Annotated in this window: 18 protein-coding genes and 1 tRNA gene; 9 read left to right on the top strand and 10 right to left on the bottom strand. The window is 64.2% G+C overall.

The window, feature by feature from the left end:
• Nucleotides 1-4: 4 nt before the first annotated feature.
• On the bottom strand, nt 5-244 hold the full coding sequence (purS, locus tag EP376_RS04135; protein WP_127654259.1) for a phosphoribosylformylglycinamidine synthase subunit PurS: 240 nt from the start codon (nt 242-244) through the stop codon (nt 5-7).
• Nucleotides 245-333: 89 nt separating this feature from the next.
• Nucleotides 334-1095 carry a phosphoribosylaminoimidazolesuccinocarboxamide synthase gene (purC, locus tag EP376_RS04130; RefSeq protein ID WP_127654258.1) on the bottom strand — a complete coding sequence of 254 codons (762 nt, stop codon included), beginning with the start codon at nt 1093-1095 and terminating at the stop codon, nt 334-336.
• A 145-nt stretch (nt 1096-1240) separates the two neighbouring features.
• On the opposite strand from purC, the gene EP376_RS04125 reads away from it, so the two are divergent.
• The 3 genes from EP376_RS04125 to EP376_RS04115 all read left to right on the top strand — a co-directional run bounded on the left by EP376_RS04125 (nt 1241) and on the right by EP376_RS04115 (nt 2989).
• Complete coding sequence (locus EP376_RS04125; protein ID WP_127654257.1) at nt 1241-1555, top strand: DUF1476 domain-containing protein; 315 nt, start codon at nt 1241-1243, stop codon at nt 1553-1555.
• Between the two features lie 141 nt (nt 1556-1696).
• Nucleotides 1697-2713 (top strand): betaine--homocysteine S-methyltransferase, encoded by a 1017-nt coding sequence (gene bmt / locus EP376_RS04120; RefSeq protein WP_127654256.1) that lies wholly within the window; start codon nt 1697-1699, stop codon nt 2711-2713.
• A gap of 39 nt (nt 2714-2752) precedes the next feature.
• Nucleotides 2753-2989, top strand: a complete 237-nt coding sequence (locus EP376_RS04115) for a hypothetical protein (RefSeq protein ID WP_127654255.1) — start codon at nt 2753-2755, stop codon at nt 2987-2989.
• Nucleotides 2990-3034: 45 nt separating this feature from the next.
• On the opposite strand, the gene EP376_RS04110 is transcribed toward EP376_RS04115, so the two are convergent.
• Nucleotides 3035-3628, bottom strand: a complete 594-nt coding sequence (locus EP376_RS04110; RefSeq protein ID WP_127654254.1) for an SAM-dependent methyltransferase — start codon at nt 3626-3628, stop codon at nt 3035-3037.
• Between the two features lie 65 nt (nt 3629-3693).
• Nucleotides 3694-4779, bottom strand: a complete 1086-nt coding sequence (locus EP376_RS04105) for a PA0069 family radical SAM protein (RefSeq protein WP_127654253.1) — start codon at nt 4777-4779, stop codon at nt 3694-3696.
• A 172-nt stretch (nt 4780-4951) separates the two neighbouring features.
• Between EP376_RS04105 and EP376_RS04100 the strand changes: the two genes are divergently transcribed.
• The 5 genes from EP376_RS04100 to EP376_RS04080 are packed head-to-tail and all read left to right on the top strand — an operon-like array spanning nt 4952 to nt 7151.
• The gene (locus tag EP376_RS04100; protein ID WP_127654252.1) at nt 4952-5656 is read left to right on the top strand and encodes a corrinoid protein; all 705 of its coding nucleotides are present in this window, start codon (nt 4952-4954) and stop codon (nt 5654-5656) included.
• Nucleotides 5657-5661: 5 nt separating this feature from the next.
• Complete coding sequence (locus EP376_RS04095) at nt 5662-5946, top strand: hypothetical protein (protein WP_127654251.1); 285 nt, start codon at nt 5662-5664, stop codon at nt 5944-5946.
• A 46-nt stretch (nt 5947-5992) separates the two neighbouring features.
• The gene (locus EP376_RS04090; protein ID WP_127654250.1) at nt 5993-6214 is read left to right on the top strand and encodes a hypothetical protein; all 222 of its coding nucleotides are present in this window, start codon (nt 5993-5995) and stop codon (nt 6212-6214) included.
• On the top strand, nt 6214-6528 hold the full coding sequence (locus tag EP376_RS04085; RefSeq protein WP_127654249.1) for a YbjQ family protein: 315 nt from the start codon (nt 6214-6216) through the stop codon (nt 6526-6528). Before EP376_RS04090 ends, EP376_RS04085 begins: the two co-directional genes overlap by 1 nt.
• Nucleotides 6525-7151: a DUF1638 domain-containing protein gene (locus tag EP376_RS04080; RefSeq protein ID WP_127654248.1), complete on the top strand. Its 627-nt coding sequence runs from the start codon at nt 6525-6527 to the stop codon at nt 7149-7151. Before EP376_RS04085 ends, EP376_RS04080 begins: the two co-directional genes overlap by 4 nt.
• A 19-nt stretch (nt 7152-7170) precedes the next feature.
• Here the strand turns inward: EP376_RS04080 and EP376_RS04075 are convergent, their stop codons facing one another.
• A complete protein-coding gene (locus EP376_RS04075; RefSeq protein ID WP_127654247.1) occupies nt 7171-7578 on the bottom strand; it encodes a SufE family protein in 408 nt (135 codons plus the stop codon).
• Between the two features lie 138 nt (nt 7579-7716).
• On the opposite strand from EP376_RS04075, the gene EP376_RS04070 reads away from it, so the two are divergent.
• Complete coding sequence (locus EP376_RS04070) at nt 7717-8211, top strand: hypothetical protein (RefSeq protein WP_127654246.1); 495 nt, start codon at nt 7717-7719, stop codon at nt 8209-8211.
• Here EP376_RS04070 and rnd read toward each other — a convergent pair.
• The 5 genes from rnd to EP376_RS04045 all read right to left on the bottom strand — a co-directional run bounded on the left by rnd (nt 8203) and on the right by EP376_RS04045 (nt 12668).
• Nucleotides 8203-9372 carry a ribonuclease D gene (gene rnd / locus EP376_RS04065; RefSeq protein WP_127654245.1) on the bottom strand — a complete coding sequence of 390 codons (1170 nt, stop codon included), beginning with the start codon at nt 9370-9372 and terminating at the stop codon, nt 8203-8205. The two genes, EP376_RS04070 and rnd, sit on opposite strands and share 9 nt — an antisense overlap.
• Nucleotides 9373-9479: 107 nt before the next feature.
• Nucleotides 9480-10079 (bottom strand): phosphoribosylglycinamide formyltransferase, encoded by a 600-nt coding sequence (gene purN / locus EP376_RS04060; protein ID WP_127654244.1) that lies wholly within the window; start codon nt 10077-10079, stop codon nt 9480-9482.
• Nucleotides 10076-11122 carry a phosphoribosylformylglycinamidine cyclo-ligase gene (purM, locus tag EP376_RS04055; RefSeq protein WP_127654243.1) on the bottom strand — a complete coding sequence of 349 codons (1047 nt, stop codon included), beginning with the start codon at nt 11120-11122 and terminating at the stop codon, nt 10076-10078. Before purM ends, purN begins: the two co-directional genes overlap by 4 nt.
• A gap of 98 nt (nt 11123-11220) precedes the next feature.
• Nucleotides 11221-11297: transfer RNA gene (locus EP376_RS04050), tRNA-Ile, on the bottom strand.
• Nucleotides 11298-11348: 51 nt separating this feature from the next.
• The gene (locus EP376_RS04045) at nt 11349-12668 is read right to left on the bottom strand and encodes an ATP-binding protein (RefSeq protein WP_127654242.1); all 1320 of its coding nucleotides are present in this window, start codon (nt 12666-12668) and stop codon (nt 11349-11351) included.
• Nucleotides 12669-12693 lie beyond the last annotated feature (25 nt).

Genomic DNA, 12693 nt, shown 5'->3' with positions numbered 1-12693 from the left:
GGCCTCAGGCGATTTCGACCCGGAAGCTTTCGATCACCGTATTCGCCAGGAGTTTCTCGCACATCTCGCGCACGGTGGCCTCGGCCGCGTCGCGGTCCGTCTCGGCCAGGTCCAGCTCGATCACTTTGCCCTGCCGCACCCCTTCGACGCCGCCGAACCCAAGCGCGCCAAGCGCATGGCGCACGGCCTCGCCCTGGGGATCGAGAACCCCCTGCTTCAGCATGACGTGAACCACAGCTTTCATCGGCCGACCCCCGGTTGTCCTGTCTCTTACAGATCGGGAGCGGACCTCTCGCCCCGTCCCGTCATCTTTCAATAATCCGGCAGCCGAGCTCAGTTGATGAGCGTGGGCTTGGGCCGGTGCGTCACGTTCGAAGGCAGAACGCCCAGTCGCCGCGCCACTTCCGTATAGGCATCGGTAAGCGAGCCCAGATCGCGGCGGAACACGTCCTTGTCCAGCTTGGCGCCGGTTTCGATATCCCACAGGCGGCAGCTGTCGGGGCTGATCTCGTCGGCAATGACGAGCCGCGGGAAATCGCCGTCCCAGATGCGGCCGATCTCGATCTTGAAATCGACCAGCTTTATCCCGACCCCGTGCATCACGCCGGACATGAAATCATTGACCCGAAGCGCCAGCGCCACGATGTCGTCCAGATCCTGCTGCGACGCCCAGCCGAAGGCGATGATGTATTCTTCGGGCACCAGCGGATCGCCAAGGGAATCATCCTTGTAGGAAAACTCCACGATCGGCCGGGGCAGGATCGTGCCCTCTTCGATGCCCATACGCTTGGCCATCGAGCCTGCGGCATAGTTCCGCACGATGACCTCGAGCGGGATGATCTCGACCTGGCGGATCAGCTGCTCGCGCATGTTGAGCCGGCGGATGAAATGTGTGGGAACGCCGATCGACTGCAGACCGGTCATGAAAAACTCGCTCAGGCGGTTGTTCAACACGCCCTTGCCGTCGATCACGTCTTTCTTTTCTCCGTTTCCGGCCGTTGCGTCATCCTTGAAATACTGGACGAGCGTGCCCGGTTCCGGCCCTTCGTAAAGAACCTTCGCCTTGCCTTCATAGACCTTCTTGCGACGTGCCATATGCGCTCCGATTGTCGCGGGCCCCGCGTGCCGCTCGGCGTGGCGGACGATCCCGTTTGAACGCCTCTTACGACAAGCCCCCCTTGCGGGCAAGCCATGCGAAAGGCATATCAGAGATGACAGCCTTTCAGACAGGAATCCTGCCATGACCACCTTCGACGATCGCGAGAACGCATTCGAAGCCAAATTCGCCCACGATGCAGAGATGAATTTCAAGGCCGAAGCACGGCGCAACAGGCTGGTTGGCCTCTGGGCGGCCGACCTGATGGGCAAGACGGGCGACGATGCCGATGCCTATGCGCGCGAAGTGATCCACGCCGATTTCGAAGAGGCCGGCCACGAAGACGTCGTCCGCAAACTTGTCGCCGATCTGGGCAGTCTCGCCGAAGAGGCGGTCATCCGTCAGAAAATGGACGAGTTCCTTCTGGTCGCAAAGGGCCAGATCGTCAGCGAGACCTGATCCGCAGGACCAAGGCGCGGCGGGTCAGTGCCTTCGGCGCGGGACCGCCGTCGCGGACGATTGCCCCGCGTCGTGGCGCACCACGGGTCGCATCGCTGATCCGGCATTCCCGATTTCCTTTCCACCAACAAGGTCGATTTCATGACGAATGCACTTTCCAAGATGCTCGAAACCCGCGGCTGGCTGCTTGCGGATGGCGCGACGGGAACGAACCTGTTCAACATGGGATTGATGTCGGGAGATGCCCCGGAACTCTGGAACGTCGACGAACCCGAAAAGATCAAGACGCTTTACTCCACCGCCGTCGATGCCGGAAGCGACCTGTTCCTGACCAACAGTTTCGGCGGCAATGCCTCCCGGCTCAAGCTGCACAATGCGCAGGACCGGGTGTTCGAGTTGAACCGCGTCGCCGCCGAGATCGGCCGCGAGGTGGCCGACACGGCGGGCCGCACGGTCATCGTGGCAGGCTCTGTCGGGCCGACAGGCGAGATCATGTCGCCCATGGGCACGCTGACCCATGAAAGCGCGGTCGAGATGTTTCACGAACAGGCCGAGGGGCTCAAGGCCGGTGGCGTCGATGTTCTGTGGCTCGAGACGATTTCGGCGGCAGAAGAATTCAAGGCCGCCGCGGAAGCCTTTGAAAAGGCAGACATGCCCTGGTGCGGGACGATGAGTTTCGACACCGCCGGGCGCACGATGATGGGCGTCACTTCGGCGGCCATGGTCAAGATGGTCGAAAAGCTGCCGAACCCGCCCATCGGCTTTGGCGCCAATTGCGGCACCGGCGCCTCGGACCTCTTGCGCACCGTTCTGGGCTTTGCCTCGACCGGCGTCGAACGTCCGATCATCGCCAAGGGCAATGCGGGCATCCCGAAATTCCACGACGGCCATATCCATTATGACGGAACGCCCGAGCTGATGGCCGATTATGCCGTTCTGGCCCGCGATTGCGGCGCCCGGATCATCGGCGGCTGCTGCGGCACGATGGGCGAACATCTGCGCCACATGAAAGAGGCGCTGGAAACGCGGCCCGTCGGCGAACGCCCGACGCTAGACGCGATCACCGAAGCACTTGGTCCCTTCTCCTCGGCCAGTGACGGCACCGGCGATTCCGAGCCGGCCGCCGCACCCCGTCGAGGTCGCCGCCGCCGCGCCTGACACGGCTCCGGTCGCGTGGCTTGGTTGCGGTTCCCGGGGATGGTTCGGCGGCTGCTGGCCCTGATATTCCTCGGCGTGACCCTTGGCTCTGGATACCTAGCCTACGTCCAATATTTCAAATGGCGCGGGTGTTTCAACGAATTGGGCCGCTGCCTCGACGTGGAGGCCGGCGTCGTCCATCAGGCGCAATCGGGGGTCGGCTGGCTCGCATTGACGGCCCTCGCCTTCGGGGCGTTCGTGGTCATGGCCTGGCCCATGGTCAAACCGAAGCGCTGATCCGGCGCGGGCCAGTCACGACTGCGCGCCCTGCCTCTTGAGCCGTCAGGCGGGTTTACGGGCGATGAAATCGATCAGGGCGGACTGGCCGGAATGGCCGGGGCCTTCGTCGATGATCGCGTCGTAATCGGCGCTGCGCAGGATTTCCCACCCCGCGAAGGCATCTGCCAGCAGGTCTTCGGTATACATGTTCTCGCGCTGGGGCGGTCCGCCGGTGCCGTTCTCGACCTGACGCGGCGCATATCCGTGAAGAACCAACAATCCGCCCGGGCTCACGGCGCGGGCCATATCCTCAAAGAGCGTCGCGCGCATGTCGGGGCCCACGAACTGGATGAAGATGCCGACGACAGCGTCGAACGGACGGCTCCAATCCCAGTCTTCGATGCCCGAGACGTTGAAATCCACCGCAACCCCGGCCTCCTGCGCCAGCTTGCGTGCCTTTTCGACCGCGACGCCCGAGGCATCGAAGGCCGTCACTGCATGGCCGAGCCCCGCGAGAAAGACGGAATTCCGGCCCTCGCCATCGGCCACGCACAACACACGCGAACCGGGCGGGATCACCTCGGCACGATCGGCAAGAAAGGCCGCCGGGGCCTTGCCGAAGAGGTAATCCTCACGGTCGTAGCGTTGATCCCACATGATGTGCGCCTTTCTTGCGGTTGATGGTCCAAGGTTAATTCAAAGCGGACCGGTCTGCCAGCGTCTCAGAACAGGCTCAGCTGATCGCCGGGCCGCGGCGGCACCCGGAACAGATCGGTGCGCAACGGCGCCAGCGTCCGGTCGAGCCCGTGTCTGCGGCACGCGATCGTGAACCTCTGGCGAAACAGCTGCGCCCATTCGCCTTGCCCGCGCATCCGCGTGCCGAACTCCGGGTCATACTCCCGCCCGCCATGCAATTCCCTGACGCGGCCCATGATCCGGCGCGCGCGATCGGGATAAGCCTCCTCGACCCACTCGCGAAACAGATCGGCCACCTCCCTCGGCAGGCGCAACACGATGGAACTTGCGGCGACGGCCCCTGCCCCGGCCGCACGTTCAAGGATCGGCTCGATCTCGTGATCCGTCAGCCCGGGCACCACCGGAGAGATCATCACCCGCACCGGGATACCCGCCGCGCTGAGCCGTTCGATCGAGCGCAGGCGGCGTGCGGGCGCAGGCACCCTTGGCTCCATCTTGCGCGACACCGACGGATCGAGCGTCGTGACCGAGATGCCCACCCGAACAAGACCGCGTTCCGCCATCGGCCCAAGAATGTCGATGTCACGTTCGATCAGCGTGCCCTTGGTCACGATGGCCACCGGGTGATCATGCGCGTCCAGAACAGACAGGATATCGCGCATGATGCCGCGATCCTTCTCGATCGGCTGGTAGGCGTCGGTATTGGTCCCGATGGCGATCACATCCGGCCGATAGGACGGCGCGCGCAATTCCCGCGCCAGCGCCTCGGCGGCCCCCGGCCGCGCGATCAGCCTTGTTTCGAAATCCAGCCCCGGCGAATGGCCCAGATAGGCGTGGCTCGGCCGGGCGAAGCAATAGATGCAGCCATGTTCGCAGCCCCGATAGGGATTGATCGAGCGATCGAACGACAGATCGGGCGAGGTATTGCGCGTGATCACCTTTCCGATTTTCTCATCCCGCACCTCGGTTCGGGTCGGACCGATCTCTTCCTCGAGGCCCCAGCCATCGTCGAACGCCTCGCGGACCAGCCTCTCGAACCGATTGGTCCGATTGCTGAGCGACGCGCGCCCCCGGCGCGCATCGTCCCGAAGCTTGTCAGAAACGGATGGCATGCCCCCGAAATAGAACATAACGGGAACAAGTGAAAGGCCCTCATGACGGAGGCCCGGATTTTTCATTTGATCACAGGTCGGTTGCGCGTCAGTCAGTGTCGCAATCAATCCAGACCTGCCGCGTCCTTTTGATGCATTGCAGGATGGATCAAGCGCCTTGGAGACGTGACACATGGCCGACGAAGAAGACGACATCATTCTCTCGGAACTCGACGACGAGGAACTCGTCGCGCAGATGTACGATGATCTCTATGACGGGCTGAAGGAGGAGATCGAGGAATCGGTGACCATCCTGCTCGACCGGGGATGGGCGCCCTACAGGATCCTGACAGAGGCCCTTGTTGGCGGCATGAAGATCGTGGGCGACGATTTCCGCGACGGTATCCTCTTCGTTCCCGAAGTGCTTCTGGCGGCCAACGCGATGAAGGGCGGGATGTTTATCCTCAAGCCGCTTCTGGCCGAAACCGGCGCGCCGCGCGTCGGCAAGATGGTGATCGGCACCGTCAAGGGCGACATCCACGACATCGGCAAGAACCTCGTGTCGATGATGATGGAAGGTGCAGGCTTCGAAGTTGTCGATCTGGGCATCAACAACCCGGTGGAAAACTATCTTGACGCGCTCGAGACCGAAGGCGCGGACATCCTCGGGATGTCGGCCCTTCTGACGACGACGATGCCTTACATGAAGGTCGTGATCGACACGATGGTCGAAAAGGGCATCCGCGACGATTACATCGTTCTGGTGGGCGGCGCGCCCCTGAACGAGGAATTCGGCAAGGCCATCGGCGCCGACGCCTATTGCCGCGATGCCGCCGTGGCCGTGGAAACCGCCAAGACCTTTGTTGCCCGCAAGCACAACCAGGGTGCGACGGCCTGATACCGATGCGCGATCCCCTGCGCCGGCCCCGCTCGACCGTGGGGCTGACAGATGCGCCGGAGCCGCCCGGACTTCGGGTGGTCGAGGAGCTGGGCCCGGTCATGGCCGAACGCCCGACCCAGCTTTTCGGGAGCCTTGCCAAGGTCGTCTCCGAGGTCGAGGAGGAGCTGTGCCACAAGGCCGAGGCGATGGGCGCCACGCATGTCGTCATGGTCCGGGTCGAGGTGAAATCGACGCTCTTGTCTGTTGGCGCCACGGCGCGCGGACTTGCGGTGAAGGCCGAGGTCTAGAACCTGAGGGCAGCAATGCCCATATGTTGGTCAGGAGGACCGGTCCATGCCACTTGAACGACTCGTGCTGATCATTGTCATCGTGCTTGCCGCGGCGGGCCTCACGGTCCTTCTGGCATCCTTCATCCTGTCAGCCTTCACTCTGCCGCCATGGGCCACCCTCGGCGTCGCGATTCCGGCGGCGCTTGTTCTGTACATCGTCATCCGTGCCATTGGCGAACGGCTTTCGAGCCGTGAGGACGACCACTACGACGAGATCGATCATTGATGATTATTCTGACCACCGACGCGGTGCCCGGCCGTGAGATCGTCGAACCGCTGGGCCTTGTCCGCGGCTCGTCGGTGCGGACGAAACATGTGGGCGTCGATATCATGGCCGCGCTCCGGGCGATCGTGGGCGGAGAATTGAAAAGCTATTCCTCCCTCATGGCTGGTGCGCGCGAACAGGCGATTGACCGGATGATGGAAGACGCGGCCCGGCTTGGCGCCGATGCCATCGTGGCCACGCGGCTCGAGACCGCGCAGATCATGTCGGGCGCCTCAGAGGTCGTGGCCTATGGCACGGCCGTGCGCCTTCGGTGATCCCTTCCGACGAGGACCTGACGCGCAACGGGCTTGAGGCCCGTGGCGCGGGTCGCGTTCTGATCCTGGCCTGCGGCGCGCTGGCGCGCGAGATCCTCGCGATCATCCGCGCCAACGGGATGGACCATCTCGACCTGCATTGCCTGCCCGCGATCCTGCACAATTCCCCCGACAATATCCCCGGCGCTGTCGAAGAGGCGATCGCCGCGCGGCGTGGCGCCTATGACCGGATCTTCGTGGCCTATGCCGATTGCGGCACCGGCGGGCGGCTGGCAGAGACCTGCGAACGGCTCGGGGTCGAGATGATCGAAGGCCCCCATTGCTACAGCTTTTTCGAGGGCAACGCGGAATTCGCCGCGCGCGGCGAGGTGACTGCTTTCTACCTGACCGATTTCCTGGCCCGTCAGTTCGACGCCTTCGTCTGGCAGCCGCTGGGCCTCGACCGGCACCCAGAGCTGCGCGACATGTATTTCGGAAATTACGAGAAGCTCGTCTATCAGGCGCAGACTGATGATCCGGCGCTCACCGAAAAGGCCCGCGACTGCGCAGCCCGCCTCGGCCTGTCCTTCGAGCGGCGCTTCACGGGCTATGGCGATCTGGCACCGGCCATCACCGCGCTCTGAGCTAACAGATCGCGCGTCGTCACGAGGTCTGGGACGTCAGCCTGATCCGTTCCACCATGGCGCGCACACCGTTTGACCGTTGGGCCGAGAGGTGATCGTTCAGGCCAAGCCGGCCAAGCTCGGCGCGCGCATCCACCGCCGCGACCTCCTCGGCGGGAACACCGTTGTAGAGCGCGCGCAGAACGGCGATCAGACCACGCACGATCATCGCATCGCTGTCCCCGTCGAAATGGAATCGCCCCTGCTCGATACGCGGGACCAGCCAAACCTGGCTTGCGCAGCCCTTGACCTTGGTGGCGGGCACCTTCAGCGCATCGTCGAGAGGCTCCATATCGCGGCCCATCTCGATCAGGTGGCGATAGCGATCTTCCCAATCGTCGAGAAATTCGAACGTATCCGCGATCTCTTCGAAAGCTTCGGTCGCCATGGTGTCATCCCTCCTGCTCTGTCGGGGACTTAGGGGCTTGGCCCCTAAAGGTCCAGTCGATGGGGCGGGCGTCGCGGCTTTTCACACCCGTTCAAACAGGGTAATCAGATTTCAGAATATCCAGGAGCGGACGCACCCGTGACACCAAGACCCGTTTTTTCCGCGCTCGGCGCGTTCGTCCTTCTGGCCGGCTGCGCCACGATCCAGACATCGCCCCTCAATCCGCTGAACTGGTTCGGCGGCGGCGCGGCCCCAGAGGATGTCGCGGCTTCTGATGGGGCCGAAGTGGTCTATGTCCCGCCCGCGCTTGTCCCACAGGCTGGGGAGGCGGCGCCCGATCCGCGCGTGCCGGTCGATCGTGTGCTTGCCGTGAACCTTGACCGCACGCCAGACGCGATCCTCGTGACGGCAGAGGCCCAGACCTCCGCTCCGGGCCATTTCAACGCAGCGCTGGTGCCTGCGGGGATCGAGGGGGGATACCTGATCCTCGAATTTCGCGCCGAACCGCCGTCCGCGGCGGTGGCCGGTCAGGCGCGGCTGACATCGGGTTTCGTTCTCGACGACAGGCAGCGTGCCGGTCTGAGGGGCGTGCGCGTCGTGGCCGGGCAGAATGTGATCAGCCGGTCATTCTGAGCGGTCGAGCCGCACCGTTTCGACATTGCTGCCGCGCGCCGTCAGGGCCAGTTTGCCCGCGCAAAGCTCAAGCGCCTCGGCGCCGAAGACTTCGTTCCTCCATCCCGTCAGCGCGTGACCCGACCGGTCGCCGCTGGCGATCGCGTCTAGTTCGGCCGATGTGGCGATCAGCTTCTGCGCCACGCCCTCGGCCTCGGCCCGTGCTTTCAGCAGGACACGCAACAGATCGGCCAGTGCAGGATTGACCTGCTGCTGATCCCGGCTCTTGTCGACCTTGGGCAATTTGTCGGCGGGCATCTCGACCCCGCGCCGGATCGCCTCGAGGATACCGTCCGCGATCGGCCCCTTGCGCGCCTCGCGCAGAAGAAGCCGGGACCGGCCCATATCCTTTTCATTCATCGGCTTGGTCGAGGCCAGCTCGATCAGCGCGTCATCCTTGAAGACGCGGTTGCGCGGGATATCGCGCTCCTGCGCATAGGTCTCGCGGAACCGGGCCAGTTCCTTGACCACGGCGAGGAACTTGGGCGAATTCGTCCGGGTCTTGACCCTCTGCCACGCGTCTTCGGGATCGACACGATAGGTGGCGGGATCGTTCAGAACGGCCATCTCCTCGGCGACCCAGCGGGCCCGGCCCGATTTTTCAAGCTCGGCCGCGAGGTATTCGTAGACACCCCGAAGATGCGTCACATCAGCCAAGGCATAGCGCTGTTGCGCCTCGGTCAGGGGGCGGCGGGACCAGTCGGTGAACCGGGAAGATTTGTCGATCTGGCCCTTCACGATCTTGCGCACGAGCGTCTCGTAGCCCGCCTGTTCGCCGAAGCCGCAAACCATCGCGGCCACCTGCGTATCGAACAGCGGGGCGGGGATGATCCCGCGGTCGATGAAGAAAATCTCGAGATCCTGCCGGGCTGCGTGAAACACCTTCACCACACCGGGATCGGCAAACAGATCATACATCGGCCCGAGGTCGAGACCGTTTGCCATCGGATCGATCAGCGCAGCGTTCTCGTCGCCCTTGCCGGGATAGGCCATCTGGACGAGGCAAAGCTTCGAATAATAGGTGCGTTCGCGCAGGAATTCGGTGTCGACGGTGACGTAGGGATGTTTGGCAGCCTCGGCACAGAACAGGGCGAGGTCTTCGGTCGTCGTCAACGTGCGCATCGTCTGGATATCTCTGCTCAGCCAGTAACCCTTGGCTCATACGCGGTTTTGCGGGGGATGGAAAGAATGTCCCTCGGCCGTCTGTCAGCCGACAAAGGCAGATCGGGTCACAGGTTGACGGGCGTCCTGTCGCCGGTCGCGAACCGGCGCAGGACAGCCGGATAAAGCCGGTGTTCCTGCACCAGAACCCGGGCGGCGAGCGTCTCGGGCGTATCCTCCGGCAGGACCGGCACGCGCGCCTGCCCGAGGATCGGCCCGCCGTCCAGCTCGGCCGTGACCTCGTGGATCGTGCAGCCCGCCTCCGCGTCTCCGGCGTCAAGCGCGCGCGCATGGGTGTTCAGCCCGCGATACTTCGGCAGCAGCGAGGGGTGGATGTTGAGCATCCGCCCGGCGTAATGGCCGATGAAGCGTGGCGTCAGGATACGCATGAAGCCCGCGAGACACAGAATGTCGGGGGCATGGGGCTCGATCGCGGCGATCAGGGCCTCTTCAAAGGCCTCTCGATCACCGCCGAAGTCGCGATGATCGACGACCGCCGTGGGAATGCCGCGGGCCCGCGCCTTGTCCAGCCCCCCGGCCCCGGGTCTGTTCGACAGAACAAGGCAGGGGCGTGCCGGGTGCGCCCCGGTCATGTCATCGGCCAGCGTGACCATATTGCTGCCAGATCCGGAAATCAGGATCGCGACACGGACAGGTCCGTCGCTCACCCCAGGCTCCCGCTGTAGGTGACGCCCTCGCCCGCGACGACATGGCCGAGTTCGAAGACGGTCTCGCCCGCGTCGCTCAGCAAGGCCGACAGTTCCACGGCGCGATCAGCGGCGACGACGAGGGTCATGCCGATCCCGCAATTGAATGTCTTGAGCATCTCAGCGGGCACGATCCCGCCTGTCTGCGCCATCCACCGGAAGAGCGGCGGAAGCGACCATGCATCGAGGTCGATCTCAGCGCCCAAGCCTTCGGGAAAAACCCGCGGCAGATTCTCGGTCAACCCGCCGCCCGTGATATGGGCCAGCCCATGGACACCGCCCGCGCGGATCGCCTCGAGCGCCGGTTTCACATATAGCCGCGTCGGCGCAAGAAGTGCCGCGCCCAGCGGGCCGTCACCGAAGGGCGCAGGGTCCGACCACGACAGGCCGGCCACATCCACGATCCGCCGCACGAGCGAATAGCCGTTCGAATGGACCCCGTCAGAGGCGAGGCCAAGGATCACGTCGCCTTCGACCACGCCATCGGGCAGCGCCGTGCCGCGCTCCATCGCGCCCACGGCAAATCCGGCAAGATCGAAATCGCCCGCGTCATACATGCCCGGCATCTCGGCCGTTTCGCCGCCGATCAGCGCGCAGCCCGATCGGACACAGCCCTCGGCTATGCCCTCGACGATGCGGGCGGCCTTGTCGACCTCGAGCTTTCCGGTCGCGAAGTAATCGAGAAAGAACAGAGGTTCCGCACCCTGACAGACAAGGTCATTGACGCACATCGCGACAAGGTCGATCCCCAGTCCGTCAACCTCGCCCGTGGCGATCCCGATGCGCAGCTTGGTGCCCACGCCGTCAGTCGCGGCAACCAGAACCGGGTCGACGTAGCCCGCAGCCTTGAGATCGAACAGCGCGCCGAAGCCGCCCAGCCCCGACATCGTGCCGGGGCGGTCGGTGCGTTTCGCGGCGGGTTTGATCCGGTCGACCAGCGCATTGCCCGCATCGATATCGACACCGGCCTGGGAATAGGTCAGCCCGTTTTTCCCGTCAGTCATCCGATCACCCTGCCTCACTGAGATTTCGCCGCTGCGATAGACCATCGCCGACGCGACTGCAACGCGCCACGCGAGCGCAGATCAACGACGGGGACGCGTGGTAGGCCCGGAGGGACTCGAACCCCCAACCAAACCGTTATGAGCGGTCTGCTCTAACCAATTGAGCTACAGGCCCGTTGGCTCCAACTGGCAAAGAAGGCCCGGACGGTCAAGGCAAAAGCCCAGGCTAAAGGGGTAGAACGATATCGGCGCGCAGCCCGCCATGTTGCTCGGACGTCCCGAGGCGAAGCGTGCCGCCATGGGCGCGGGCCACCTCGGCCACGATCGCAAGGCCAAGCCCCACACCCGACCCCTTGTCCTGATTGCGCGCGGGATCGAGCCGGGTGAAGGGGCGCTGCGCTTCTTCGCGGGCGTCGGGCGGGATGCCCGGCCCGTCATCCTCGACCGTGATCGTGACGGATTTCTCGCCCCGATGGATCGACACCCAGGCCTTGTCGCCATAACGCAGCGCGTTGCCGACAAGGTTTTCGACCGCCCGGCGGATTGCCATGGGCCTCAGCGCCATGGCGGGCATCGGGGTGGCATGGGGCTCGAACAGCACGGGCTCCCCTGCCCGCCTGCAATCGGCCACGATGTCGGCAAGCAATTCGGCCGGGTCCAGCTCTTCCATCAGGTCGCCCGCCTCGTCGCGCGCGAAATCGAGAAACGCATCGACCAGCCGTTGCATTTCGTCGACATCGCCGATCAGAGGCGCGGCCTCCGCATCGTCAAGCATCGACAGGCCCAGCCTGAGCCGCGTCAGAGGCGTGCGCAGATCGTGGCTTACGCCCGAAAGCATCATCGTCCGGCTTTGTGTGTGCCGTTCGATCCTTGCGCGCATGTCTAGAAACGCCATGCCCGCCGCCCGCACCTCGGCTGCGCCCGAAGGCGTGAACGGCACCAGCCGCCCGCGCCCGTAATCCGACGCCACCTCCGCCAGCTTTCGGATCGGCCGCAACTGGTTGCGCAGGAACACCGACGCGATCGCGATCATCAGCGCCCCGAGAACGACGATCATCACCAGCAATTGGTGCGGGTTCGAGGCCGAGAGGCGCAACCTCTCGAACGAAACCTGCATCGGCCCGAGCGGCATATCAAGCCACAGTTCGACCCGCCGGTCGGTGACGAGGTGAACCGCCAGAACCTCCGCCATGCCCTCTCGAAGCCGGTCGATCACGAAGCCGCCCGACAGGTCATAGACCTGTTTGAAATCACCCTCGGGCACGTCGGCCACTGGATAGATGAAGGCATATTCCAGAGGCGTCGCGATCGAAGCCGCGACCGCATTGGCCGAGGCCACATCCGGCACCGCCGAGACGCGGTCGATGATGAATCGCAGCTCGAGGATGACCATATCGGTCATCTGCCGCGTGACGCCTTCGAAATGTCGCTGCACGAAGCTGACCGAAATGATCAGAAGCAACGTCACGACCGGCAACACGAGGATCAGCAACGACCTGCCGAACAGGCCGCGCGGCAGAGATCGTTTGAGCCACCCCAACATCATGCGCTAAGGCTAGCGCCGCGAGACC

The organism is Alexandriicola marinus (assembly GCF_004000435.1).
Lineage (GTDB): Bacteria > Pseudomonadota > Alphaproteobacteria > Rhodobacterales > Rhodobacteraceae > Alexandriicola > Alexandriicola marinus.
This window is presented reverse-complemented; position numbering and strand designations above follow the sequence as displayed.